Source organism: Haematospirillum sp. 15-248 (assembly GCF_012102665.1).
Taxonomy (GTDB): Bacteria; Pseudomonadota; Alphaproteobacteria; order Rhodospirillales; family Rhodospirillaceae; genus Haematospirillum.
This window is the reverse complement of sequence record NZ_JAAVTF010000011.1, coordinates 46,759-73,157: the sequence shown is the minus strand read 5'-3', so window position 1 is coordinate 73,157 and position 26,399 is coordinate 46,759. Positions and strand designations below refer to the sequence as shown.

The following is a 26,399-nucleotide window of genomic DNA, read 5'->3' as shown; positions in this document are numbered from 1 at the left end:
CAGCGCCAAAGGCCGGATCTGTCTGTACCAGACACAGAAAAGAGACACAAGAACACATAAGGATATCTTTATGTCGGAAGGGCACCCTCCCGTGCCATCAACAATCAGGTGGACAACTCGGGACGGTTGGAAAAATGAGCCAAGGCTTCCGGGTTGGCCAAGGCTTCCATGTTCTTGACTGGGCGCCCGTGCACAACCTCGCGCACAGCCAACTCGACAATCTTTCCGGACTTGGTTCGCGGAATGTCGGCCACTTCGACAATGCGGGCCGGCACATGACGTGGCGTGCAGTTCTCGCGTATTGTCTTGCGGATACGGTCCTGCAGGGCAGGATCCAATGACACACCGGGGCGCAGGCGAACAAACAGGATAACACGGGTATCATTGTCCCAGTCCTGCCCTACGACCAAAGACTCAACAACTTCTTCCAACTTCTCGACCTGGCGATAGATCTCTGCCGTACCAATCCGCACACCACCAGGATTCAGCGTTGCATCGGATCGCCCATAGACAATAATCCCGCCGCTGCCGGTCAGCTCGACCCAATCACCGTGGGTCCAGATTCCGGGAAAACGTTCAAAATAGGCACTGCGGAACTTTGCACCATCGGCATCACCCCAAAAGCCAACCGGAACAGCTGGAAATGCCTTGGTGCACACCAGTTCACCCTTCTCACCCCGTATTGGCTTGCCGGCCTCATCGAAGACATCAACCGCCAGCCCAAGCCCCCGCCCCATGATCTCACCACGACGGACCGCCCCCAAGGGGTTGCCCAGCATAAAGCAGGACACAATGTCTGTTCCGCCGGAAATGGACGCCAGCAGAACATCAGGCTTGATCGCATCGTATACGTAGTCAAAAGATTCAGGAACCAAAGGAGAACCCGTCGAGGCAATAACACGAACGCTGGACAGATCGTGGGTATCACGCGGGCGCAGGCCATCCTTGCGAATGGCATCGATCCATTTGGCTGACGTTCCGAAGAATGTGAAACGCTCTGCCTGGGCATAATCAAACATTGCGTTTCCCGAAGGCCAGGATGGCGCCCCGTCGTACAGCATCAAGGCAGCCTTGACAGCCAAGGCCGACACCAGCCAGTTCCACATCATCCAGCCGCAGGTGGTGAAGTAGAAGACCCGGTCTCCAGCTTTCTCGTCACAATGGAGGACATGCTCCTTGACCTGCTGGAGCAAGGTACCGCCATGGCTATGCACAATGCACTTCGGGACCCCTGTTGTTCCGGATGAAAACATCACAAACAACGGGTGATCAAACGGCAGGCGGACAAAGTCCAGCTTGCCCGGAACAAAACCACCGAGAAACTGGTCCCAAGATACCGCCTTCGGTACAGACGAAATATCTGGCTTCTCGGTTACGTAGGGCACAACAACAACCGTGCGCAAGGACGGAATGCCTTGGGCAACAGCCCGCACCTTGTCGCGGATATCATGACTTTTGCCGTTGTAATGATAGCCATCCACGGTCAACAGGACGACAGGCTCTATTTGACCGAAACGATCAAGGACACCCTGAACACCAAAATCCGGGGATGCTGAAGACCAAACAGCCCCGATCGATACGGCTGCCAGCATCAGGATCAGGGTCTCGGGCATGTTGGGCATATACGCGGCAATCCGGTCACCACAGACCACACCGGCAGCCTGTAACGCCTGCCTGGCCCGTGATACCTGCTCACACAGCTGCCCATACGTCAGACGGCGCTGCACCTTGTCCTCGCCACGGAAGACAACGGCCAGAGCATCCGCCGGGCGGGGCCGCAACAGGTTCTCGGCATAATTGACACGGCCTTCGGGAAACCAGCGGGCACCGGGCAAACGACCGGGATCATCAACAACAACCGATCCCGGATCACCGATCAGTTCACAGAACGTCCAGACTTCTTGCCAGAAAGCGGGAATATTCTCGACGGACCAGCGATGCAGCGACTCATAGTCAGCAAGCGAGACGCCGTACCGGTCATTGATACGGGTCATGAACGAGAAGAGATTGCTCGCCCGGATACGTTCATCCGAAGGTTGCCACAAGATCGGCGACTCTGACACCCGACTCTCCTGCTCTGAACGGGCATAACAAGAGACTGTGACGCATTCCACAGCCGACGCCAAGACAGCGAATATAAAACTGCACCTCCTGCCCCGTTTTTGCCGTGTGAGCATGTACATCGCGGCGGGCTTTGCATACAGTCAGCCAAAGACCGTATCCAGATGGGGGATCATTGATGGATATAAAGGGACTCGCTGCAATCATAACCGGTGGAGCATCCGGGTTGGGACGGGCAACGGCTGGTGTCCTTGTTCGGGCCGGAGCAAGGGTCAGCATACTGGATACCGATACCAGCCGCCTGGAAGAAGCGGCACAGGAAACCGGGGCAACACCCATAACCTGTGATGTCACAGACCCTGGCTCTGTGCACACAGCCCTGAAGACGGCAAAAGCTACACATGGCCCGGCCCGAATTTGTGTCAACTGCGCCGGGATTGTTCATGGTGGCCGTATTGTTGGTCGCAATGGCCCCATGGATCCGGCAGGTTTCCACAAAACCATCGCCATAAATTTGGTCGGGACATTCCATGTCATGAGCCAGGCGGCATCCGACATGATGGAGACAGACCCCATCGGACTGGACGAAGAACGGGGGATTATCGTTAATACCGCCTCTATTGCCGCGTTTGACGGTCAGATTGGCCAAGCCGCCTATGCTGCCTCGAAAGGAGGTGTTGCCGCGCTCAGCCTGCCGGCAGCGCGGGAATTTGCCCCTCATGGCATCCGGGTCATGTGTATTGCGCCCGGACTGTTCGAAACGCCAATGATTGCCGGACTTCCACGCGACGTACATAGCAGCCTTGTGTCCAGAACCCTGTTCCCTCGACGCCTGGGACAAGCGGAAGAATTTGGTCACATGGTGTTGGCTGTTGTGAACAATCCCATGCTGAATGGAGAAACCATCCGCCTGGACGGGGCTTTGAGGCTTGAGCCAAAATAAAGTCCTGCCCGGATGACCCACAGATCCGGCGATGCTACAATCGCCGGATCCAACCCCGGTGACAAGGAGCCTGATCTGTGTCTTCTTCCCTGGACAAGGCCGCACTGGCCCAACTCTTCATCGATGCCCGTACCCACAATGGCTGGAACAAGAAGCCTGTTCCAGAGGCAACCCTGAAAGCCCTGTGGAACCTGGCCCGGATGGGACCGACAGCTGCCAACTGCTCCCCCATGCGGGTGGTCTTCGTCACCACGCCAGAAGGCAAAGAACGTCTGCGTCCTGCACTGGATGAGGGCAACGTTGAAAAAACCATGAATGCGCCGGCAACAGCCATTGTTGCATACGACACCGCTTTCTATGATCACCTTCCCACCCTGTTCCCACATGCCGATGCCCGCAGCTGGTTTGCCGGTAACGCCGCCCATGCGGCAGAAACAGCCTTCCGTAATGGCTCCCTGCAGGGGGGGTACCTGATTATGGCCGCCCGGTCGCTTGGACTGGACTGCGGGCCCATGAGTGGCTTCAACCCCGATAAACTTAATGCCGCTTTCTTCCCTGATGGTCGCTTCAAGGCCAATTTTTTATGCAATCTGGGCTATGGGGATCCATCGAAGCTATATCCGCGCAGCCCGCGCCTGGCTTTTGAGGAAGCCTGCCGCATCGTGTAATCCATTGCTGACCGGTTGATGCCTTGCACACAGCCTCTGCCGGTCAGCCTCGCCCACCCGCCGGTGGCCAGTGGCGCCAGAGCCATTCCCTCAGGACAGAAGCAGCCTGGTGCCATAGCGTGCCCAGCATCATGGCATGACCCACGCCGTTCAGGACTTGGGACTCCGCGCCGTAATACCGGGCTGTCAGGTGGGCCATCCAGGGCGGTACAAAGCTGTCTTCCGAGGCACCAATCACAAGCATGGGTATGCTCCGCCCATTGGCAGGAACAGGGGGCGGGGCCAGCGTCATATCCGACTGAATGGCAACGGACTCCGGCTGCAGGCGCTCAAGATAAACACGCGTTTCCTCCATCGGTTCCGTCGGGGAAAACATGGCACGGTGAATTGTCTGGGGCGACAGGGCTGACATCCCGAAATTTTGCAGGGCGACAATCTGGAGCAACAGCGATGGATCATGCGTCATCATATGAAGCGACGTTCCCCATAATCCGCCCGGGGGCACCGATGACATCAGGACAGCCCCCTGCACAGGACGCTTCACAGAAAAATCCTGCACGTCAAAAGATTCGATCACCCTCTGGACAACCATGCCGCCCATGGAATGGCCCACAAGAATTGGTGGCGCGGGAAGACGATCCATAACGGAAAGCACGTCAGCCATATATTCAAACACGTGAGTTCCAGACAGATGCTCGTAACCACCACTGGCTCCGTGTCCTCTCAGGGACAAGGCATACACGTCAAACCCCTGGCCAGCCAACCAAGGCAGAAAGTTTTCCTGCCAGACCCAGGCTCCGCAGAAAGCACCATGGACAAACAGCAGCGGGGGAGCGGCAGAAGGCACAGATGGCTTCTGATTGATGACCTCAAGGTCAGGAACAGGCAAGGAGGTCCTGGAAGACATCAGACCATCCACAACAGTTTCTGGCAGAAGTAAAACGCGAACCCCTGCACAGAAAGGACGGAGGGCAGCATCCTACGGCATCAAACGCGTCGATTATACCTCACAAGACAAAGCGCGAAAACGGGGTGGCATGCTCCACCCCGCTTGTGCACAAGGTCTAGACCCCTGCCAGGCTACCGAACTGGCGGCTGGCAACAGTCAACATAGCCAAGTCAACTGCCGGTGCTGAACGCATCTCGACCAGAAGCTGGTCCGTCCGCAGAACCGCTGCCTTATAATTTTCGGCCCAGGAGTCAATGGCCTCGATCGGGGACAGACTGTCAGATGTTTCACCCAGAATACGGGCCGTCACCCCGCGTTGCAGGGCATACAGTTCATCTGTCACAGCAGCAGCAGCTAACTTCTCCCAGTGACTGCCCTGGGTCAGGTTCTCGGATGCCGCACGCAGCCATCCCAGACCAAAGCGCGAACCAACGGCGAAATACTGGGCGGCGGCACGAACCTCGGTCACACCAAGGTCACGGGACAGCCGAACCACATCAGGAACAGAGGCCAACAGAACCAGAGAGGCCGTACGATCAGCCAAGGCCGCCGGAACACCCTTGCCTACCATATCCTGCTTCCTGGACTGGATAACCGCCTGCAGATCCGGAGGACAGGCACTGCTGACAGAAGAGGCCAGAGCTTCGGCTCCCTCCCGCAGGGTTGCCGTCAAGGCTCCCTGATCCGAAGTAACATGGTCACCATGGCGCAGGACCCACAAGGTTCCCCTTTCCACAAGCCGGTTGGCTTCCGTCAACATGGCCAGCTGGGCCTCTGCCGGAGCCTTGTTATCCAAGGCTTCCACCTCGTTCCACAAGGCTCTCAGCCCGAATGCATCCCGGATCACGATATAGGCACGGGCTACATCCGCCGGCTTGGCCCCTGTTTTTTCCATAATCTGGGTGACAAACGTTCCACCCACACGGTTGATCATGCTGTTGGCGGCATGGGTCGCAATAATTTCCCGCTTCAGCTTGTGTTCCAGGATCTGTCGTACCCACGGGCCACGCAGGCGTTCGGGGAAATAACTGACCAGATCTTCTTCCATGGAGGGATCATCAGGGAGATCACTTTCAAGAATCTCGTCAAACAACCACATCTTGGAATAGGCGATCAGAACCGCAAGCTCAGGACGGGCCATGCTGCGCCGGGCCGCAATCCGCTCGGCAACCTCCAGATCATCGGGCAGATACTCGATACCACGATCCAGGCGCCCCGCTTTTTCCAGCATCCGCATCAGACGGCTCTGCTGATCCAGAAGAGCCGCACCACGGTACTGGGAGAGGGAAATTGCCTGGGTCTGTAGATAATTGTCCCGCAGAACCAGCTCGGCCACCTCATCAGTCATCTCAGCCAACAATGTGTTGCGCTGTTTCAGGGTCATATCCCCGTCAGCAACAACCCGGTTGAGGAGAATTTTGATGTTGACCTCATGGTCAGAGCAGTCGACACCGGCGGAGTTATCAATCGCATCGGTGTTCAGGCGAACGCCGGCACCGGCCATTTCAATACGGCCACGCTGGGTCACACCCAGATTAGCTCCCTCTCCGATAACCTTGGCCCTGATATCCTTTCCGTTGACCCGGACAGCGTCGTTGGCACGGTCACCAGCTTCGGCATTGGTTTCAGTCGCAGCCTTGACATACGTCCCGATACCACCGAACCACAGCAGGTCAACATGCGCCTTCAACAGGATCAGAATCAATTCATTGGGCGTAAGACTGTCAGTCTCAATCCCGAAGAGAGACCGCATTTGTGGACTGACCGGAATCTTCTTGGCCGTACGCTCAAAGACACCACCACCCGCCGAGATAAGGGATGAATTGTAGTCGGCCCACGTTGAACGGGGCAGGCGGAACAGCCGCTCCCTCTCGTCATAGCTCGCCTTTGTATCCGGATTGGGATCAATAAAGATGTGCATATGGTTGAAGGCAGCCAGCAAACGCGTGTGGCGTGACAGCAGCATGCCATTCCCGAACACATCCCCCGACATGTCGCCGACGCCAATGCAGGTAAAGTCCTGGGTCTGGATATCCCGCCCCATTTCGCGGAAGTGCCGCTTCACCGCCTCCCATGCGCCGCGGGCCGTAATCCCCATAATCTTGTGGTCGTATCCCTGTGAACCACCGGACGCAAACGCATCATCAAGCCAGAACCCGTATTCGGCTGAAATGCCATTTGCGATATCAGAAAAAGTCGCTGTTCCCTTGTCCGCAGCAACGACCAAGTACGGATCGTCATCATCATGGCGAACGACATCGGAGGGCGGCACAACACTCCCCCCCACCAGATTGTCTGTCAGATCAAGAAGGCCACGCATCAGGGTCCGGTAACACTCAATTCCCTCTGCCATATAGGCTTCACGCCCCCCTTCATGGGGAGGATTCTTGACCACAAAGCCACCTTTTGACCCGACCGGAACAATCACGGCGTTCTTGACCATCTGGGCCTTGATCAGCCCCAGAATTTCGGTACGGAAGTCCTCGCGACGATCTGACCAGCGGATCCCACCACGCGCTACCTTGCCACCACGCAGATGGATTGCTTCGACCCGGGGGCTGTAAACCCACACCTCGACATTGGGGCGGGGAAGGGGAAGATCCTCGACCCGCCGACTGTCAATCTTGAAAGAAATATAGCTCTTCGGCCGACCGTCAGCAGCTTTCTGATAGAAGTTCGTTCTCAGGGTGCAATGAATCAGGTTCAGGTAGCGACGAATAATCCGGTCTTCGTCGGAAGAGCTGACATGCTCCAGGCTTTCCAGAATCTTGCGGGTCAGGATTTCTGTATCACCGGATGCACCAACCGGATCAAAGCGGGCATGGAACAAACGAACAAGCTGACGGGCAATAGCCCCGTTCTTGACCATGGTTGCCTCGATGGCCCCCTGGGAGAACGTAAAGGCAGCCTGCCGCAGGTACTTGGCATAAGCCCGCAGCATAACCACTTCACGCCACAGCAGCCCCGTGGTCACGACTAGGCAGTTGAAACCATCGTCGGCAATATCCCCGGCCCAGACACGCTGGAAAGCATCATGGAACGCGGCGCGAATTTCGTTGACCCGCACCGGCGACCCATCTGCCGAGGACATGGAGAATTCATGGATCCAGACCGAACGCTTCAGATCTTCCATCTTGACCTGGAACGGCATCTCGCCGCTGACCCGGAAACCCATATTTTCCATCATCGGCAAAATATCGGACAACAGGACTGGTTTATCGGCCCGATAGACCTTGAAGCGTACCTCGTTCTCGGCTGCTTCCAGCGGACGGTACAAATTCAGGGCCAAATTCCCGCCCAAGGTCTCTTCGATACGGTCAATATCGTAAACAGCCGCAGCGGCGCTGTAGCGCTCCTTGTAGAAGTTCGGGAACGCGTTGCCGTAACGGCGCACCAGACGACTGCCCCTTTCCTCCCCCTTTGCCTGGAGGATAGCTTCCTGGAACTGGTCGGACCATGCCCGGGCCGCCTCGGCAATCTGCTTTTCAATCGCCTCGACATCAAAGGCCGGCAGGGTTCCCTTCTTGTTCCTGGCTTTCAGCAAAACATGAAGACGGGCCAGCGGCGCATCGGTCACCTGAGTGTAATAGCCCGTTTGTTCCGCATCCAGACTCTCTTCAAGAATACGACGGATCGTCAGACGCAAATCGGTATCGAAACGATCCCGCGGCACAAACACCAGAACCGAGACAAAACGCCCGAATTCATCAACACGAATAAAGACAGCCGTGCGGTGACGATCCTGCAAGTGCAGAATACCAACCGATATCGTCTCCAGCTCCTCATCCTTGGCCTGGAACAGCTCATCACGCGGAAGATTTTCCAGAATACTGAGGAGACGTTTGCCATCATGGCTGCCCGGACGCAGGCCGGTACGCCGCATGATGCGATCGATCTTGGTGCGCAGAACAGGCACAAAACCGGCGCTGTTCGTGTAGACATTGGATGTAAACAACCCGACAAACATTTCGATGCCGGCAATCTTGCCCCCGGCACCAAAGCGCTTGACGCAAATCACATCCATCGGCACGGCCCGGTGAACCCGGGACAAACGGTTTGATTTTGTAATCAGGAGACGATTGGAGTGCGAGGCAAAGGCCACCATTTCAGGGGGCAGATCTGATGGGTTACGAACTTCGTCAAACACCAGATAGTCCGCATTACGCAGGATACCAAGACCTTCGCCCACTTCAGCAGACACAACGGCATCCGAACCACCCTTCTGCCTGATATCATAACGGCGGTAACCCAGAAGCGTAAAGTGGTTGTCGGCCAGCCAAGCGAGGAAATCACAAACATCCTGCACATCCTCGCCAGCGGGTGCTTTTGGCCCCTTCTCCCGCTTGACCTCGGACGTAACAGCCAGCACACGCTCCTGAACCGGCTTCCAGTCTTCAACAGCCTGCCGGACATCACGCAGAACAGCTTCCAGATCCTGGGTTATAATCGCGATAATTTTTGGGTCGCTCTGCTCGAAGATCTCTATGTGGACGACTGAATCAGCCTCACAACCCTTGCCCAGTGGTGCATCGGGGTCAAGGATGTCAACAAGGGTCCCGTCTTCCGAACGGCGAACATGCAATACGGGATGGATAACAACGAGAACGTTCAGCCCCATGCTGGACAGGGACGCCACAACGGAATCAACGATAAAGGGCATGTCATCGCTGACCAACTCGACAACGGTATGATCCGTTGTGTAGCCATCCTCGTCAATTCTGGGGTTGAAGACCCGTATCTTGGCCTGTTTTGGCTTGCGATGACGGGCAAAGGACAACAGCGACACCACCATGCCATAGAGCTGACCCGGGTCCATCTCTTCCAGGTCAACAGGGGGCATGACCCCTGCATACTGCCGCAAGAGAGCTTCGGCAATGACAGCCCGATCGCCCGCAAGACGATCCCGGACAAGTTCAACAACACGATTAACGAGATCTGGTCCGGACGACTTTGAATGAGATGCCATGGTACATGTGTCCCGAACATGTGGCTTGGTGACAAAGGGCGCAAACCCCCATAAGGAAACTCCTGAATGATCCGGAATTCAAGGGTTTCACGATCACAAGTCGTTTTGTGGACACAAAATTTTCACGAGGAACAAAGCCCGCCCCGGCAGTTTTCCGAAGCATGCCGGAAAAAGCCATATATGGACAGAATCTTTCCTGTACCGACAACAGACGCTATACGACCCACTGTCAGAAACAGGCAGCAAAGAATCAATTAAAAGGGTTGAAGACTGTTCGACGCTCCGCAACCGTCATGGACTTGTAAACAGAGCCGGCATTATCCTTTGCGGTTGTTACCCCAAGCCGACTTGCCTTCAGATACAGCTCGAATGCCTGTGCAAGGTCCTTGTGGACACCAACACCCCCCGCATACATCCACGCCAGAAGTTCAACCGCCTCAGCATCATCGCTCCGGGCACGACGACGCACCGCATCCACAGCAAATGGCCCAGGATTACCGGTGGCAACCTCTTTCACAACCTGAGGCCATTGCAGAGGCTCCGTCAAAGGCAGGGACAGAACCCCGGCCCCCGTATCCGCTTCCCGCTCGGCCGGAGTCGGTGGCTTTGGCTCCGGCCACGGTGCCATACCGCGGTTGACGACATACCCCGGCAAAACACCTTCATTCTCGTGACGAAGAGACATACGGTACATCTCGTCAAGGCTCAGCCCGAAGCCATAGCCATGCAAAGGCAGCAAGAATGCTGACAGAAAAGAGATCAACACGAACAATGGCCCAAGCCGGAATATAAAGGGCGGCCTCGACTGCCTGGCCTTGCATTGCCCTGTCCGGAATCCCATCACGCGTGACCCACCTTACCACAGAAACGCACCGCAGCGACGATAGCACAAACAGCAGGACCCTCACAATTGCCACACACCTGCATCATGGACATACGGCAAGGATTGACTTTCCATAACAGGACTCTCACCCTCCGGGTTGATGGAACACATTCACGCCACATGTATTGCTGTCCACGGTCACGGCGTTATCCTGCGGGGCGCATCGGGAAGCGGCAAGTCCGACCTGGCGCTGCGGCTTGTTGATGAGGGTGCACAGCTGGTGGCGGACGACCTGTGTCGCATCGATGCCAGAAACGGACAGCTTGTTGCCTTTCCACCCGATCGCCTGGCCGGCTTTCTGGAAGTACGTGGGCTTGGAATTGTTCCGGTTCCTTCCTGTGGACCGGTACCGGTTTCGCTTCTGTGTGACCTGAGGGCAGGCGGAGAAACCGAACGACTTCCCGAAACGGATCAGGTTCTGCTTTGCAGCGTTCCCGTACGTCGGGTATGGATTGATCCATTCCGGGTGTCTGCAACAGCCCACGTTCGTCTTGCACTCCGGCTGGCCACAGGAGAAATTATCCCCGTATCATGATAAATCCCAACGCGACGACAGAGACTTCAGGACCAATCCAGGACACAACACGTCTGGTAATCGTCACGGGACTGTCCGGGGCTGGGAAATCCACCGCCCTGAATGTACTGGAAGACATTGGCTACGAGGTTGTCGACAATCTCCCCCTTGTGCTGCTGGACGGCCTGTTGAGCCTTGGCCCCGGAATGGAGATGCAGGATACACCAAGGCAACCACATTTTCTGGCTCTTGGTATTGATATCCGGACCCGGGATCTGGATGCGACTTGGTTCAGGGGTATTCTTGATGGACTGCAGAAACGCCCGAACGTAGACGTACACCTGCTCTTTCTTGATGCTGACGACGACGTCCTGATTCGCCGTTTTACCGAAACCCGGCGGCGCCACCCGACAAAGAGTGACCTGCCCGTCAGCGATGGCATTGCCCTGGAGCGCCGGATCATGGCTCCACTGAAGGCGGTTGCCAACCTTGTTGTCGACACTTCGCGTCTGGGCCACAATGAGTTCCGTTCCCTGATCGAGGAACGCTACAGGACCGACTGTCGGTCGCGGATGCAGGTTACGGTTATGTCCTTTGGTTTCAAGAATGGCTTGCCCAGGGAAGCAGATATCGTTCTGGACGTGCGTTTCCTACGTAATCCCTACTATGTTGACCACCTACAAACCAAAACCGGTGAAGATCCCGAGGTCGGGGAGTATGTCGCGGAAGACCCTGTTTTCGCGCCTTTTCTTGAGAGTGTGAAAACCTTGTTGCACCCCATCCTGCCGCGTTACCAATCTGAAGGGCGCAGTTACCTGACCATTGCCGTCGGCTGCACCGGCGGACAACACCGATCTGTCTTTACGGCCAGACAGATCCATGCCTGGCTGACAGAGCAAAACTATAACCCCATCCTCAGGCACAGGGATATCTCTGCCCTGCCATCACAGAGCCAGACATTACAGGGGTCTATGAAGGAAATACAATCATGATCGGTATGGTACTGGTCACTCACGGTCGCCTGGCCGAGGAAATGATCGCCGCCCTGGAACACGTTGTTGGCCATCAGGCAGGAACCGCAGCCGTATGCATTGGCCCTGAAGATGACATGGAACAACGCAGGGCCGACATCCTGGACAAGGTTGCCTCGGTAGAAACCGGGAACGGTGTTGTGGTTCTGACAGACATGTTCGGTGGTACGCCATCGAATCTGGCCATATCCATCATGGGGCGGGCACAGGTTGAGGTCATTGCCGGTGTCAATTTGCCAATGCTGATCAAGCTGGCCAGTGTCCGCCATGACATGTCTCTGGAAAAGGCAGTCCTTGCCGCGCAGGACGCCGGGCGCAAATATATCAACGTTGCCTCGAAACTCCTGACCGACCACTGACACCGGTTCTGGTCAGTCAACACAGAACAGTCATCAGAAAGGAGACAGCCGTCCATGCACATGGAGCCCCAGCATGAGATAGCATCCTTTACCATTGAAACCCTTGAGGACGGGACCATGGTCCGGCGTGCGGAAATCCGCAACACCAGGGGCCTGCATGCCAGAGCTGCCGCACGTTTCGTCAAACTTGCCGAAACATTCCAGGCTGATGTCCAGGTCTGCAACCGGGGGCAAACGGTATCGGGGCGATCCATCATGGGGTTGATGATGCTGGCCGCATCAACGGGTACCATCATTGAAATGCGCGCCACAGGGCCACAGGCACGAGATGCTCTGGAAGGCCTTGGAAAGCTGGTTGACGAAAAGTTCGATGAAGACTAGGCCCGATCATAGCGAAGCGGCAGGAAGCGCCGTTCTGCACGGACACGGCGTAGGACCCGGCATTGTCATTGGCGTTGCCTGTCTGCACGAACCCGGTGATGTACACGCACCAGAGCACCGAATACCGGCATCCCGGGTGGATGCAGAAAAGAAGCGCTTTACCACAGCTGTGGCCGATGCCAGCACCGAACTGGAAACCCTGCGGGAAAAAGCCGGCGACCTACCTGCCCAAGCGGGAGAGGAATTGGGATTCCTTCTGGATGCCTATGGGCACATGCTGAAAGGATCCCGGTTGATCCGGGGGGTGGAAACCAGAATCGAACACGACCGCATCAATGCCGAAGCCGCCGTTCGTTATGAAATATCAGCCCTGAACGATGCCTTCCAGGCCATGGATGACCCCTATCTGCAACAGCGGGCCGATGATATCCGTGATATCGGGAACAAGCTGATCCGCCATCTGTCTGCAGCACCACAAAAGGCATTCCAGAACCTGCCCCGCAATGCCGTTATTGTCAGCCACGAGCTGACACCTGCCGATACAGCCCTGCTTGATCCAGAGACTGTAGCAGGCTTTGTCACAGCCTGTGGCGGAGCAGAAAGTCACACGGCCATTATGGCCCGCTCGTTGGGGCTCCCGGCCGTACTGGCTGTGCCGGATATCATGAGTTCGGTACAAAGAGGAGATACGATCATCCTGGACGGGGTCACCGGTACGGTGGTGATCAACCCGGATCAGGACACGCTGGCCTCATACCGCATCCGGCGCGCCGACTTCCTGAGAAGCTGCCGCAATCTGGGGCGGCTGCGGGATTTGCCGGCAGTGACCTCTGACGGAACCACAATACGTCTGATGGCAAACATTGAGCTCCCCGGCGAGATCGATACGATCCTCTCATCCGGGGCTGAGGGAATTGGCCTGTTCCGCAGCGAATTCATGTATATGAACCGACCGGACTGGCCCGACGAAGATGAACAATACAGGGCCCTGAAGACGGTTGTACAGCGCATGGAAGGCAAGCCGGTCACCATACGCATTCTGGATGCGGGGGGTGACAAGCTGACAACGGCGCTGGGGGGCAGCATGCCGGCTAATCCGGCACTGGGGTTGCGGGCTGTCCGCTTTCTCCTGTCCTCACCCGCAGTCCTTGAAGCCCAGCTTGCCGCCATTCTGCGGGTTGCCGTACACGGCCCTGTACGTATTCTGGTCCCCATGGTTTGCACCGTGTCAGAAATTACGGCTGTACGCGAATGTCTTGGCGCCGTGCACAGCCGCCTGAAGAAAACGCGGATCCCGGTACCGGATACCATCCCTCCCCTGGGTGTTATGATCGAGGTTCCGGGCGCGGCACTGGCCGCCGATGCCTTGGCAACAGCATCAGACTTCTTTGCCATCGGCACCAATGACCTGACCCAGTATACCTTGGCCATAGATCGTACAGACCAGGAAGTAGCCCATCTGTACAATCCGACCCACCCTGCTGTTCTGCGCCTGATTCACTTTACAACCGGGGCTGCCCTCCGGGCCGGCATACCGGTCAGCGTCTGCGGGGAAATTGCCGGCGATCCACGGTTGGCAGCGCTTCTGGTTGGTATTGGCATCCGGGAGCTTTCCATGGCTGCCGGAAGCCTGCCCAGGGTCAAGAACAGAATCCGCCACCTTGCCTACTGGGCAGCAGAAGAACATGCCCGGCAGGTTATGAGCGAGCACGACCCAACGCGGATCGAAACAATGATAGAGGCTTTTGGCTAGGCAGGTAGGCGATCCCCGGAAAGAAAACGGGCTGGCACATAAAGCCAGCCCGTTTTTTATTGTTCCTGAATGCCTGGCCGCAGATCAGGCTGCCTGTGCTTCACTGTTGGCAAGGAGAACATACAGCGCATCGGCCGATGACGTTGCCCTCAACTTCTCGCACATGGCACGGTCACGCAGAAGACGCGATACACGGGCCAGCGCCTTCAGATGATCAGCACCGGCACATTCAGGGGCCAAAAGCAGAAAAATCAGATCAACAGGCTGTTCGTCGATGGACTCGAAGTCAACGGGACGTTCAAGACGGGCAAAAACACCATACAAACGATCCAAAGCGGCCATTTTGCCATGCGGTATGGCAATGCCATTGCCCACACCAGTTGTGCCAAGGCGCTCGCGCTCCAACAGGGTGTCGAAGATGGCCCGCTCATGAAGACCGGTCAACTGGGCGGCGTGACGGGCAAGCTCCTGAAGGGCCTGCTTCTTTGATGTCACTTTCAGGCAAGGCACCACGCTCTCTGGACTGACGAGACTGGTGATATCCATTACAAGCCCTCACTGGCTCTCAAAAGGAAAAACGGCGGCACTGCGAAAACCTCACATAACTACCCTCGCGAGTAAAAACAAAAGGTTAACCATCTCCGCAAAAAGAGGAAAAAGAAGCCAACCAGCACACAAAAACTGGACCGAACAGCCTGCCAATCAAAGTACATGGCCAGAATATCCGATGCCCCTTCCCACCTCCAAACAAGGGGGCGAACCATAAGATCAGTGCGCCGCCCGGTCAAGACAGAACAAACACCCATCGGGAACACCTTGCAAAGACCGGGCTATTATACTGCGACAGGGGGCGATCCCCCCATAAACTTTTCTCGCCGCCTTTGGACCGACGATGGAATTTTCATCGACTCACGGTACTTGGCCACAGTGCGCCGGGCGATATCAATGCCTTCAGCCTGTAGAATCGCCACCAAGGCATCGTCGGACAGAACTTTTCCGGGTTCCTCTCCATCAATAAGGCTTTTAATTCTAAGACGAACAGCCTCCGCCGAAACAGAGTCACGACCATCAGTTGTTGATATCGCCTGGGTGAAAAAGTACTTCAGCTCGTAGACACCTCTTGGCGTAGACAGATACTTGTTGTTGGTTACACGACTGACCGTACTCTCGTGCATATCCACGGCCTCGGCGATATCCCGCAATATCAACGGACGCAAGCCGGATACGCCTTCTTCAAAAAAGCGGTGCTGACGACGCACAATCTCGGTCGAGACCTTCAGGATTGTGTTGGCCCTCTGGTCAAGTGACTTGACCAGCCAGGATGCCGACTGAAAATTCTCGGTTACAAAAGCCTTCTCTTCCTTGGAAAGGGCAGCCTTGCTGACACGTGCATAGTAGCGACTGTTGACCAGAACCTTGGGCAAAGTGTCCGGATTGAGTTCAACAATCCATCCTCCATCCGGAAGAGGCCGCATCAGGACATCGGGGACAACCGGGGGCGCCACAACCGCATCAAAATGCTGTGCCGGCTTGGGATCAAGGGCACGGATTTCCGTGATCATGTCCTGAAGATCTGTTTCGTCAACACCACAAATACGCATCAACGTTGCAAAGTCACGACGTGCCAGAAGATCAAGATTGTCAACAAGGGTCTGCATAGCGGGGTCCAGACGATCACGATCTGCAAGCTGAAGGGCCAGGCATTCTTTCAGGGAGCGGGAAAAAAGACCCGGCGGGTCAAAGCGCTGAACAACCCGAAGAACCGCCTCTACGTGCTCCTGTGATGTACCAAGGCCATCCGCAATATCCAGCGTCGGGACCAGAAGCCACCCATTGTCATCCAAGGCATCAAGCAAAGCCACGGCAACCAAGCGATCCACAGGATCAGGGATATCCAGCTCCACCTGCTCCAGAATATGGTCGCGCAAAGACCTGGCGGCAGAAACCTGCCGGTCATGATCCATTTCGTTGTCAGAAAAATCCCCACGGCCCCCATGGCCAACCCTGTCCCATCGCCCCAAAGCTTCATCTGGATCCCATGCCGGGCCTTCCCGCGGACTCCCTTCGTCAAAGGTATTATCTACCTCGACATCCAGCGGAGCTTCGCGGGCCCCGTCAATCGGGTCAACGAGAACATCCTGACCGGCATCGCGACGATACTCAACTGGAACGTCGGACTCCGGCAACACGGCCACGGACGGCTCTGCCCGCTCAAGAAGCGGATTACGCTCCAGTTCCTGCTCGATCCAGGCTCCAAGCTCAAGGTTAGACAGCTGCAACAACTTGATAGCCTGCTGCAGCTGCGGCGTCATGACCAGACCCTGGGTCTGCCGCATATCGAGCCTGGGTTGAAGCACCATTACCGGGGCCCCCCGCCCTACAGTCTGAAATTCTCGCCCAAATACACGCGACGAACCCCTTCGTCAGCCACAATCTCTTCCGGCTTCCCTTCCATCAGGACCGTACCAGCATGAAGAATACAGGCACGGTCAATGATATCCAGTGTTTCCCGTACATTGTGATCCGTGATTAACACGCCCAGACCCCGATCCTTGAGATGGGCCACAAGGTCACGGATCTCAGCCACTGCAATCGGATCAATCCCGGCCAGCGGTTCATCCAGAAGAATATAAGATGGTCTGGATGCCAGTGCACGGGCAATTTCCACACGCCGGCGTTCCCCCCCGGACAAGGACAAGGCCGGGGCCCTACGCAGATGGGATACGGAGAATTCAGCCAGAAGATCCTCAAGCCGTGCTTCGCGCACATCCTGATCCGACTCGCATACCTCCAGAATAGCCATGATATTCTGCTCGACGCTGAGCCCACGGAAAATAGAGGCTTCCTGCGGCAAATACCCTATGCCCAAGCGCGCCCGACGATACATGGGCAGCGCCGTGATATCACGACCATCCAGCTCGATAGTCCCTGAGTCAGGCATAATAAGGCCCGTCACACAATAAAAGCACGTCGTCTTGCCAGCCCCGTTCGGCCCCAGAAGGCCAACAGCCTCGCCACGCTGCACAGACAAGCTGACATCGTGAAGAACAGGCCTACGTTTGTAGTGCTTGCCTATGCGACGGACACGAAGGCCCGTGCTTGAATCTTTTGCCTGGACCGTTCCAGCCGTTTCGTTATCGGAACCGGAACCCGGTGCAGGATGATCTTTCTCCGTTCTCACAAGCGTCGCTGTCTCCGTATGCTGAGTGAACCCTGTCGGGAATCAGGGCTGACCCTTCGATGCTTCATCGCTACCACTCTTCTGCCCGTCCTGAACAGGTTTTTCCGGAACCAAAACAGCCCTTGCACGTCCTGGCCCGCCCACCAGACGGGACACACCGGTATTCATGTCAAACACCGCCTTATTTCCAGTCAGAATCGTTCCATCACGAACCAGGGTAACCGTACCTGTCAGCGTAGCAATCCCGGTCACGGCATCATAGTGCCCGCGATCACCTGTCCCCTGCTCATGCGGGGTAACGATACGGACATTTCCGGTTGCATCAACGGTTTTCAAGGTATTCCCGCCGCGTGCCGCACCCATCCGTGCCACCATTGTATCGGCAGACATGATGCGATCCTGCCTGACGACGCGTGCATCCCCCTTTGCTGTTGCCACCAGGGAGCGACTGTCATAATGGACTGTATCACGCGCCGTTATGGTATCCTGCGGCAGGGTTACGACAACACCTTTCCCTTGACCAAACAGGGTCAAGGCACCTGTGACAACATCGTAAACAGCTTTCTCACCCCGCGCACGTCTTCCCGGAGCCGTCATCACGACAGAGCCGTGCGCCTCCAGCAAACGAATGGAACCAAACGAACCCGCACCCTGCGGAACAGCCCTGTTATGGCTGTCATCATCATAGAATGCAAAGAGGGTATCAGCCCTCAGCGTCGCATCACCCCGAACTGCGGTCGCATGACCACGCGCCACAAAACGACGCTGTTCCCTTGTCCATTCCAGGCCATTCTCGGCCTCTATCACGACCGGTGCATCATCATCCCCGGCCACAACAAGGCCGGGGTCCTGCGCATGCACAGGCAAAAATACAAGGCCACCCAACAGAGCAACCAAGAGAAACAGGACATGTGCCGCGATACGCATATGATCAGGCTCCTGCCGCTCCTAAGGAGCTTTCTCCGGGTAAAGGACAAGGCGCACCTTTCCCGTAAACAGGACGGAACGACCACGTTCCACCACGTGGATACCTTCTGATGCGATTGTCATGGATGGCCCCTGACCTTCAACAGCCTCCATACCGATGGCTTCCCCTGCCGCCACATCAATCGTGACAGATGGCGTATGCAACTCATACCCCGCATCATGGTACAGGTTCACACCGCCAGACAAATCCAGAATGGACTGATTTTCATAGTACAGCCCCTCAGGCGCATCCATCGCCAACCACGCACCATCATTCGTCGCCATGTCAGCGCGTGGATTGACCAGGTTAAACTCCGATGATCCGGGCACAGTTTCCCACACACGGTCGGCATTCAGGGTGTAAGGCTGGTTGTCCGCATCTGTTGCCCTGTAACGGGGCTGTTCCATCTGTCGGTTCTCCAAGGGAACGTCTTCTGTCACAGCCTGGATCAAGGACGAAGGCGCACTTGTCTCGGCAACAAGGCGCGGCCAGAGAAGAACGCCCACAATCAGAAGCAGGGCAAGGGCAGGCAGCAGAACCTTCATCGCCACGACAAGGCGACTGTAGCCGAACAACAAGGACCAACGTCCGGAAGGATCAGGAACAGGCATCAGACAATACCGGCCCGGAGCAAATCATGCACGTGCAGGAAGCCAACCGGCCGCCCACCCGGATCAACAACAAAAAGTCCGGTAACCTTACGGCTGTTCATACGGTGCAGAGCTTCCCCGGCAAGAAGCGTGGGAGAAACCGTCATCGGATCCGGGGTCATCACGTCCACCGCCCGCCGCCGCATCAACCCATCTTCCATATGGCGACGCAGGTCACCATCTGTAATCATGCCCGCCAGACGCCCGTCAGCCCCCATGACACCGGCACAGCCAAGACTTTTGCCCGTCATTTCAACCAGAACATCGGCCATCAGGGTATCGGGGGTACACAAAGGCAGCTCCTGCGGACCATGCATCAGGTCAGCAACACGCATCAGCCGCTGCCCCAGCTTCCCCCCTGGATGGAAAATACGGAAATCCTCAGCACTGAAGCCCTTACTTTCCAGAAGAGCAACTGCCAACGCATCACCCAAGGCCAGCATCAGCGTGGTCGAAGTGGTCGGAGCCAATCCATGCGGACATGCCTCTTCAAAGGCCGGCATCACCAAGGCAACATCGCTGTCCACGGCTAAAGCACTGTCAGCCCGCCCGGTAATACCGATCAGAGGGATGGCAAAACGACGAGTATAGGCGACAATGTCTGCCAACTCGGCAGTTTCCCCCGAATTGGACAGGGCGATGACCGCATCATCCTGCGTCACCATCCCGAGATCACCGTGACTGGCCTCTGCCGGGTGCACAAAGAACGCCGGCGTGCCCGTTGATGCCAAGGTTGCGGCAATCTTGGCACCGATATGGCCACTCTTGCCCATGCCCGTGACAACAACACGGCCCTTCACAGCCAGAAGCCGCTCCAGGGCAGCCGAGAAAGGACCATCAAGGCTCTCTGCCAAGCTATGCAGAGCCCCGGCTTCGGTCAACAGCACCCTGCGCCCGGCTTCCAGGGCAGAGTCCAGGGATGCGGATCCAGACGAAAGAGACGACGATGCTTTCACAAACACACTCCTTCAGCGTTCAGTGACTGAAGATATCAAGACTATGCCAATCCAGCAGATCCAGCTCCGCCCGCGTCGGAAGAAACTGGAAGCAGGCATCGGCCAGATGGGTACGACATTCCCGCACAAGAAGAGCATCCAGGCGATCCTTCAGGACATGCAAATACAATACATCCGAAGCCGCATAGGACAATTGCTCTGCCGTCAGCTCACCATCCGTTCCCCAGTCCGAAGACTGTTGCTGTTTGTCAAGCTCCACACCCGTAAGGGCCTGGACCAAAGACCGCAAACCATGGGCATCGGTATTGGTACGCGTCAGACGGGATGCAATCTTGGTACAATAAACCGGCGCACAGGCCACACCCAGATACTTGTGAAGTATGGCAATATCAAAGCGGGCATAGTGAAAGATCTTGAGACGCGAAGGATCAGCCAGAACAGCTTTCAGGTTCGGGCAGTCATACCCCAATGCACCACCGACATGAACAACGTGCGCATTGCCATCTCCTCCGGAGAGTTGCACAACACACAGGCGATCCCGCACGGGCGACAATCCGGTTGTCTCCGTATCAACGGCAATCGCTCCCGAAAAACCAACGTCAGCCGGCAGATCACCACGATGATAGTATATAGTCATTGCCAAAATCCCCGAAAGCTGGCTTTTCTACCGAAGATAGAGAGTGGGCGCTGGCACACTGCAACACGGCGGTATTCATGGACAGAAATACGGCTCATGGCCACAAAAAAATCCGCCTAGCAAATCTCCGCTCCCCTTCCCGGGACCCTGCGAAGCTTTGCCAGGCGGATGGTGCCCAGGAGAAGACTCGAACTTCCACAACCTTTCGGCCACAGGTACCTGAAACCTGCGCGTCTACCAATTTCGCCACCTGGGCTGGTGACACAACACCGCTCTCCTCTTTTCCTGCCAGAAAGATTTGTACTCTTTCACAGCGCACAGGCCAGGAGAAACGTCTTGGTGGGGGCGGTTTATATGGGCATGTTGCCTCTGCGTCAATCATCTTTTTAACACGATGGGTATTTTTCGAAAGAGAACAACCAACTCTGGCAAGCCAATACCAGGACATTGGCCACCAGGTGGTATTCAGGGGCTCTCTGTTGCGTCCAGCCTCGTGTTGTGCCAATTTCCCGGACAGGAAGCTGTCTTTGGCACGGTCCCGCAAGGCTCGCAACGAATGGGGCCCCGGCACTGATATTTCGGGAGTTTCAGTACCATGACTGAACGTCTGGTCACAATCTTTGGCGGATCCGGTTTCGTTGGCCGTCATTTGGTCAACAAGCTGACAAAAGCGGGCTGGCGTATCCGCGTCGCCGTCCGGGATCCCGAAGGTGCCAAATTCCTGAAGCCACTGGGTGACCTTGGCCAAGTTTCGCCGGTTTATGCCAACATCACGCGTGAGGATACGGTCCGCAGTGCCGTACAGGGGGCCAGCGCGGTTATCAATCTGGTCGGTATCCTGTACGAAAAGGGACCGGTTAGCTTTGATGCCATCCACGTTGTCGGGGCTGAAACCATCGCGCGCTTGGCCCGGGAAGCTGGCGTCCAGCACCTTGTCCACATGAGCGCACTGGGTGCCGATCCTTCCAGCCCGGCAAGCTACGCCCGCAGCAAGGCCGAGGGTGAGACCCGGGTCAAAACCGCCTTCCCGGGGGTCAGTATCCTTCGTCCGTCGGTTATTTTTGGCCCCGAGGATGACTTCTACAACCGCTTTGGCGCCATGGCGCGGGCGCTGCCGTTCCTGCTGTATTTCACAACGGATGCCCCGGCCCTGCGCAAGGCTCCCGGCGAGCTGCCCCGCCTTGACCTGGTTGGTTCCGGCGGCCCGAAGCTTCAGCCTGTCTATGTTGGCGATGTTGCCGAGGTCATATGCCGCATCCTTGATGACCGCAGCCAGCAAGGAAAGCTGTGGGAGCTGGGTGGGCCACGTGTCATGACACTGAAGGAGATCATGGAGCAGGTCATGCGGGAAACACGCCGCGGCAAGCCTGTTCTCCCCGCCCCCATGGCCGTAGCACGCATCCAGGCCGCCCTGCTTCAATTCCTGCCGGTTCCACCCCTGACACCGGACATGGTCAAAATGATGGAACGGGACAGCGTTGTTTCGGGTACTTGCCCCGGTTTGGCTGAACTTGGCATCCGCCCTGAAACCACAGAAGCCATTATCCCGTCGTATCTGGAGCGGTTCCGCCCGACACACCGCCAGATCCGGCGCATTGGCCGCCAGACGCTGTAGACCTGCCCCGCTCTTCCCTTTCTCGGCCCCGCAGCCCATGCGGGGCCTTTGTACGATACCCTGCCCCCGAAAGGTTCTTCCATGAAAATTGCCGTAGCTGGATGCGCCGGTCGCATGGGCCGGATGTTGGTCCAGGAGATTCTTGCTGCCGATACCGTTACCCTGGCTGGCGGAACAGAGCCGCAGGGATCTCCCTTCCTGGGGCAGGATATAGGCCGCCTTGTTGGAACAACAGAGCCACTTGGCATAGCGATCACAGATGACCCCTCCAGACTCTTCTCCCATGCCGATGCCGTTATCGATTTCACGACCCCGGATGCCACCACCGTGCACGCCCGCCTGGCAGCCACTCACAGAACAGCACTGATCGTGGGGACAACCGGCTTCTCTCCCACCCAACAAGAGGCCGTATCCATTGCCGCCAAGAGCATCCCGATTGTCATGTCACCAAACATGAGCATCGGCACCAATCTGCTCTTTGCCTTAACGGAAAGAGTAGCCGCCATTCTCGGGCTGGATTACGACATCGAGATCCTTGAGATGCACCACCGCCACAAGGTTGATGCACCATCTGGCACGGCGTTGGGACTGGGGCAGGCAGCCGCCCGTGGGCGGAGAACCGCCTTGGATGATGTCTCGCAGATAACCCGTAATGGCCATACAGGCCCCCGGACGCCGGGTACAATCGGTTTTGCCAGTTTGCGGGGCGGTGATGTAATCGGGGAACATTCCGTGATTTTCGCAGCCGACGGCGAACGGGTGGAGCTGACCCACAAAGCCAGTTCCAGACAGATTTTCGCCCGTGGCGCCATCCGTGCTGCACGCTGGTGCAACGGGCGCAGGCCCGGACTGTACTCCATGCAGGATGTTCTGGGCCTGACCCCCCGTACCCCATGAGCACGCAACACAGCGCCCGGACGAGCACAACCCGTCCCATGACCCGGAAACAGGTCGAGGGGTTCTTCAGCACGCTACAGGCAATCAATCCAGAGCCAAAAGGGGAGCTGGAATATGTCAACCCTTATACGCTACTGGTAGCCGTTGCGTTGTCAGCCCAGGCAACGGATACCGGCGTCAACAAAGCAACGCGTGCCCTGTTCCAGCGTGTTGACACACCCGAGAAAATGCTGGAACTGGGGGAAGAAGGGCTGCGTCAGCATATCCGGACCATAGGCCTGTTCAACACCAAGGCCAAAAACATTATTGCCCTGTCGCAGATTCTGGTCCGCAATCACAACAGCACAGTTCCCCGTAACCGGGATATTCTGGAAACATTGCCTGGCGTTGGTCGCAAGACAGCCAATGTCGTTCTGAACATTGCTTTTGGCGAACCAACCATTGCCGTTGACACCCATCTGTTCCGCGTCGCCAACCGCACAGGCATGGCTGCCGGCAAGACACCGCTGGCTGTCGAGAAGAAGCTGGAAACAGTCATTCCCGACCGCTTCCGCCAGCATGCGCACCATTGGCTGATCCTGCACGGACGCTACATCTGCAAGGCACGAACCCCGGCCTGTGACCGGTGCCCGGTCAGGGAATGGTGTAACTGGCCGGAGAGAGAGACCAAAGCCATACCCGGAAAGGCCAAGCCACCTTCTCACTCAAAACCATGACAACCTGGCCGCATCACTTTCCGATCAGGGTGTGGGAGAAAGATCAGGAGCGTGGATCAGGTCATCAGGCAAAGCCGCCACTTCTATCGCCCTGTCTGACAAGCGGGCACTGTCAAACGTGCGCAGATCGTTGACCCGTATAATGTTGCGCAACGCTTGGGTATAGGCGGAACCACGCTCTGAATAGCGATGCAGGTAGGGAGCCAAGATCATGCCTTCAGGCAATGATCCTGCCTTCCGGGCAGAAAAACGGGCCGAACGAAACTCTCCATACGCACTATGCGTATTCAGGTTCACGACATAGGACCGCACAGCATCCAGAAGAGAGGAAAAAGAGGCAATACGCCAACCCGGTGCAATCGGATCCGGATGCTTCAAGCCGCGGGTAGAGGGCGTCCACTGGCCAAACAAGGCATTACCCTGCATAGCAAACCGCGAAGTTCCCCAGCCGCTCTCCTCAATAGCCTGAGCCAAGGCAATCGAAGGAGGCACAATATCCATCCGCTTCAGCAACTGTTCCATATTGACAACACGCATGCGATACTCGCGCATCTTGTCTTCCAGCCATAGCGCATCATGCTCGCTGACGGGCATCCCCGCACCATCACGCTCGATCAGCCTTTTCAGGCGGGTCCTGTCGCTTTCGATTTCCTCGTTAACGCGCAGGATAACCGGCAGCAACATACGCAGAAACAGGCTCTTGCGGCGTTCAACATCAACGTCGCGCATATCACGGGGAACAGACGGGGAAAAAACGCGCGGCACAGCCGCAACACCGCTCCTCACGCCATCCAGACCGTAAGACAGTTCCTCATAGAGAGCATCAAGTCGTTCGGCCCGCACATCAGCCGGCGTGGCCAGAGACGTTGGAACCGATGGCTTGCCAACAGGCAACAACAAGGCTGACGGAACGCGCGATGACAAGGAAACCCATGTTCTGGAAACCGATGGCGCCCCCGCAGAAACAGATTCTGATACCGTACGCTCACCACCCGTATGCAGACCCGCCACACCAGAGACCACCGCACTGTACAGGCCACCTACACATGTAAACACAACACCCAACACAGCAATGTTGAAGCGCCGACAGGATCGCTTCTGATACATACACACCTCTTTACCAAGGGCTGCGGCACGTTCAACACGCGAATGAAACGCAAAGATCCTCGGCGCCGCCAAGCCCTGGGCTGTGGGCATCGTACCTTGTAGGGCACAACACCACACAGACCGGTCAACATGTGGTGGGAGATTCTTGCCCTTGATTCAGGGCAGGTGAAACTCCCGTTTTGGTACGCCCTCTGGCCGGGATCTCTGGCCAAACGGGCACCGCACCGGGTTGAACACCGGCTGCACAGGAGCAAAACCGGATCATGACGCCATCACAGAGGCCCACGGCAGCACCGCAGTCCAAGGCATCGGAGGGGAAGCTAATATAAAGTAAAGCACCCCAGGTCAAGCACCTGATCCATGAAAATAGGCAAAAGACAGGCCCATAAAGGGCTATATCCTTGAGAAATATAGGAACACGAAACAGAAATAAATCTCATATACCCCAAGTTAAAAGCCCCTTATTGGCACGATACAAAATTCCAGCAGGGGCATGATATCAATGATTCGGAGGTGGAAGACACCGGAAGATCAGAACAAGACATCAAAGAGATCATGATAATAAAGTCACATTCAGTCTCTTTACATAACAGAGATTATGAAACAGCTTCGACAGCCCTGACTTCGGGAATAAAATGGCGCAACATGTTCTCGATGCCATGCTTCAGGGTCATTGTTGAACTTGGGCATCCGGAACATGATCCACGCATATGCAGATAAACTGTACCATCACGGAATGCACGGAAAACAATATCGCCACCATCGCGGGCCACAACTGGACGCACCCGGGTTTCAATCAGCTCCTTGATCTGTTCAACCAAGGCGGCATCGGCAGGATCAAAACTTTCTTCCTCAACAGAATCATGCGTGACCGGGGCACCCGAGGTAAAGTGTTCCATAATGGCACCCAGCACGAGCGGCTTCAGAACCTGCCAGTCCCTCCCCTCACCACGCGTTACCGTCACAAAATCAGCCCCAAGGAAAACACCAGCAACACCTTCTATCGCGAAGAGGCGGGTCGCCAGCGGAGAGTCCGCAGCTTCAGACTCCTGCCGATAATCCGCGGTTCCTGAAGCCATGACAATCCTGCCGGGAATAAATTTCAGGCTATCTGGATTGGGAGTGGATTCTGTCTGTATAAACATGGAAACCTCGGACTTTTGGC

At 56.6% G+C, this 26,399-nt stretch carries 24 protein-coding genes and 1 tRNA gene; 10 read left to right on the top strand and 15 right to left on the bottom strand.

Features of this window, described 5'->3' with window-relative positions:
- Positions 1-104: 104 nt before the first annotated feature.
- A complete protein-coding gene (locus HEQ72_RS09690) occupies positions 105-2,063 on the bottom strand; it encodes an acetoacetate--CoA ligase (RefSeq protein ID WP_322099208.1) in 1,959 nt (652 codons plus the stop codon).
- 176 nt (positions 2,064-2,239) lie between these two features.
- On the opposite strand from HEQ72_RS09690, the gene HEQ72_RS09685 reads away from it, so the two are divergent.
- Both HEQ72_RS09685 and HEQ72_RS09680 read left to right on the top strand, forming a co-directional pair.
- On the top strand, positions 2,240-3,004 hold the full coding sequence (locus HEQ72_RS09685) for an SDR family NAD(P)-dependent oxidoreductase (RefSeq protein WP_168020958.1): 765 nt from the start codon (positions 2,240-2,242) through the stop codon (positions 3,002-3,004).
- A gap of 77 nt (positions 3,005-3,081) precedes the next feature.
- The gene (locus HEQ72_RS09680) at positions 3,082-3,672 is read left to right on the top strand and encodes a malonic semialdehyde reductase (RefSeq protein ID WP_168023225.1); all 591 of its coding nucleotides are present in this window, start codon (positions 3,082-3,084) and stop codon (positions 3,670-3,672) included.
- Positions 3,673-3,715: 43 nt separating this feature from the next.
- Here HEQ72_RS09680 and HEQ72_RS09675 read toward each other — a convergent pair whose 3' ends face one another.
- The 4 genes from HEQ72_RS09675 to HEQ72_RS11615 all read right to left on the bottom strand — a co-directional run bounded on the left by HEQ72_RS09675 (position 3,716) and on the right by HEQ72_RS11615 (position 10,408).
- Positions 3,716-4,579 carry an alpha/beta fold hydrolase gene (locus HEQ72_RS09675; protein WP_168020956.1) on the bottom strand — a complete coding sequence of 288 codons (864 nt, stop codon included), beginning with the start codon at positions 4,577-4,579 and terminating at the stop codon, positions 3,716-3,718.
- Between the two features lie 157 nt (positions 4,580-4,736).
- Positions 4,737-9,587 carry an NAD-glutamate dehydrogenase gene (locus tag HEQ72_RS09670; protein WP_168023224.1) on the bottom strand — a complete coding sequence of 1,617 codons (4,851 nt, stop codon included), beginning with the start codon at positions 9,585-9,587 and terminating at the stop codon, positions 4,737-4,739.
- A 250-nt stretch (positions 9,588-9,837) separates the two neighbouring features.
- Positions 9,838-10,272 carry an SEL1-like repeat protein gene (locus HEQ72_RS09665; RefSeq protein ID WP_168023223.1) on the bottom strand — a complete coding sequence of 145 codons (435 nt, stop codon included), beginning with the start codon at positions 10,270-10,272 and terminating at the stop codon, positions 9,838-9,840.
- A 13-nt stretch (positions 10,273-10,285) separates the two neighbouring features.
- On the bottom strand, positions 10,286-10,408 hold the full coding sequence (locus HEQ72_RS11615; RefSeq protein ID WP_272487541.1) for a hypothetical protein: 123 nt from the start codon (positions 10,406-10,408) through the stop codon (positions 10,286-10,288).
- A gap of 162 nt (positions 10,409-10,570) precedes the next feature.
- Here HEQ72_RS11615 and HEQ72_RS09660 point away from each other — a divergent pair, with 162 nt between their 5' ends.
- From HEQ72_RS09660 to ptsP, 5 genes are all read left to right on the top strand, one after another.
- A complete protein-coding gene (locus tag HEQ72_RS09660; RefSeq protein WP_168023222.1) occupies positions 10,571-11,005 on the top strand; it encodes an HPr kinase/phosphorylase in 435 nt (144 codons plus the stop codon).
- Entirely contained in the window at positions 11,002-11,976 is a 975-nt protein-coding gene (gene rapZ, locus HEQ72_RS09655; protein WP_168023221.1) for an RNase adapter RapZ, read from the top strand. The genes HEQ72_RS09660 and rapZ overlap by 4 nt, the downstream gene beginning before the upstream one ends.
- Positions 11,973-12,374, top strand: coding sequence for a PTS sugar transporter subunit IIA (locus HEQ72_RS09650; RefSeq protein ID WP_168020950.1), 402 nt, complete (start codon positions 11,973-11,975; stop codon positions 12,372-12,374). The genes rapZ and HEQ72_RS09650 overlap by 4 nt, the downstream gene beginning before the upstream one ends.
- Before the next feature lie 117 nt (positions 12,375-12,491).
- Complete coding sequence (locus HEQ72_RS09645; protein WP_066136423.1) at positions 12,492-12,755, top strand: HPr family phosphocarrier protein; 264 nt, start codon at positions 12,492-12,494, stop codon at positions 12,753-12,755.
- The gene (ptsP, locus tag HEQ72_RS09640) at positions 12,745-14,508 is read left to right on the top strand and encodes a phosphoenolpyruvate--protein phosphotransferase (protein WP_168020949.1); all 1,764 of its coding nucleotides are present in this window, start codon (positions 12,745-12,747) and stop codon (positions 14,506-14,508) included. The genes HEQ72_RS09645 and ptsP overlap by 11 nt, the downstream gene beginning before the upstream one ends.
- Positions 14,509-14,592: 84 nt before the next feature.
- On the opposite strand, the gene ptsN is transcribed toward ptsP, so the two are convergent.
- From ptsN to HEQ72_RS09600, 8 genes are all read right to left on the bottom strand, one after another.
- Positions 14,593-15,054: a PTS IIA-like nitrogen regulatory protein PtsN gene (gene ptsN / locus HEQ72_RS09635; RefSeq protein ID WP_168020948.1), complete on the bottom strand. Its 462-nt coding sequence runs from the start codon at positions 15,052-15,054 to the stop codon at positions 14,593-14,595.
- A gap of 287 nt (positions 15,055-15,341) precedes the next feature.
- On the bottom strand, positions 15,342-16,868 hold the full coding sequence (rpoN, locus tag HEQ72_RS09630; RefSeq protein ID WP_168023220.1) for an RNA polymerase factor sigma-54: 1,527 nt from the start codon (positions 16,866-16,868) through the stop codon (positions 15,342-15,344).
- 17 nt (positions 16,869-16,885) lie between these two features.
- Positions 16,886-17,689, bottom strand: coding sequence for an LPS export ABC transporter ATP-binding protein (gene lptB, locus HEQ72_RS09625; RefSeq protein ID WP_168023219.1), 804 nt, complete (start codon positions 17,687-17,689; stop codon positions 16,886-16,888).
- A 42-nt stretch (positions 17,690-17,731) separates the two neighbouring features.
- Positions 17,732-18,616: an LptA/OstA family protein gene (locus HEQ72_RS09620; protein ID WP_168023218.1), complete on the bottom strand. Its 885-nt coding sequence runs from the start codon at positions 18,614-18,616 to the stop codon at positions 17,732-17,734.
- Between the two features lie 21 nt (positions 18,617-18,637).
- Entirely contained in the window at positions 18,638-19,267 is a 630-nt protein-coding gene (gene lptC, locus HEQ72_RS09615) for an LPS export ABC transporter periplasmic protein LptC (RefSeq protein ID WP_168020944.1), read from the bottom strand.
- On the bottom strand, positions 19,267-20,262 hold the full coding sequence (locus HEQ72_RS09610; protein WP_168023217.1) for a KpsF/GutQ family sugar-phosphate isomerase: 996 nt from the start codon (positions 20,260-20,262) through the stop codon (positions 19,267-19,269). Before HEQ72_RS09610 ends, lptC begins: the two co-directional genes overlap by 1 nt.
- A gap of 19 nt (positions 20,263-20,281) precedes the next feature.
- Positions 20,282-20,899 carry a ribonuclease D gene (locus HEQ72_RS09605; RefSeq protein WP_168023216.1) on the bottom strand — a complete coding sequence of 206 codons (618 nt, stop codon included), beginning with the start codon at positions 20,897-20,899 and terminating at the stop codon, positions 20,282-20,284.
- A gap of 169 nt (positions 20,900-21,068) precedes the next feature.
- A tRNA-Leu gene (locus HEQ72_RS09600) sits at positions 21,069-21,155 on the bottom strand.
- A 339-nt stretch (positions 21,156-21,494) separates the two neighbouring features.
- Between HEQ72_RS09600 and HEQ72_RS09595 the strand changes: the two genes are divergently transcribed.
- From HEQ72_RS09595 to nth, 3 genes are all read left to right on the top strand, one after another.
- Positions 21,495-22,514: a complex I NDUFA9 subunit family protein gene (locus HEQ72_RS09595; protein WP_168020942.1), complete on the top strand. Its 1,020-nt coding sequence runs from the start codon at positions 21,495-21,497 to the stop codon at positions 22,512-22,514.
- An 81-nt stretch (positions 22,515-22,595) separates the two neighbouring features.
- On the top strand, positions 22,596-23,411 hold the full coding sequence (gene dapB / locus HEQ72_RS09590) for a 4-hydroxy-tetrahydrodipicolinate reductase (protein ID WP_168020941.1): 816 nt from the start codon (positions 22,596-22,598) through the stop codon (positions 23,409-23,411).
- A gap of 38 nt (positions 23,412-23,449) precedes the next feature.
- Positions 23,450-24,127 (top strand): endonuclease III, encoded by a 678-nt coding sequence (gene nth / locus HEQ72_RS09585; RefSeq protein ID WP_168023236.1) that lies wholly within the window; start codon positions 23,450-23,452, stop codon positions 24,125-24,127.
- A gap of 24 nt (positions 24,128-24,151) precedes the next feature.
- Here the strand turns inward: nth and HEQ72_RS09580 are convergent, their stop codons facing one another.
- Positions 24,152-25,324, bottom strand: a complete 1,173-nt coding sequence (locus tag HEQ72_RS09580; RefSeq protein WP_168023215.1) for a glucosaminidase domain-containing protein — start codon at positions 25,322-25,324, stop codon at positions 24,152-24,154.
- A 506-nt stretch (positions 25,325-25,830) separates the two neighbouring features.
- Positions 25,831-26,379, bottom strand: coding sequence for a NifU family protein (locus HEQ72_RS09575; RefSeq protein ID WP_168023214.1), 549 nt, complete (start codon positions 26,377-26,379; stop codon positions 25,831-25,833).
- Between the last annotated feature and the right edge of the window lie 20 nt (positions 26,380-26,399).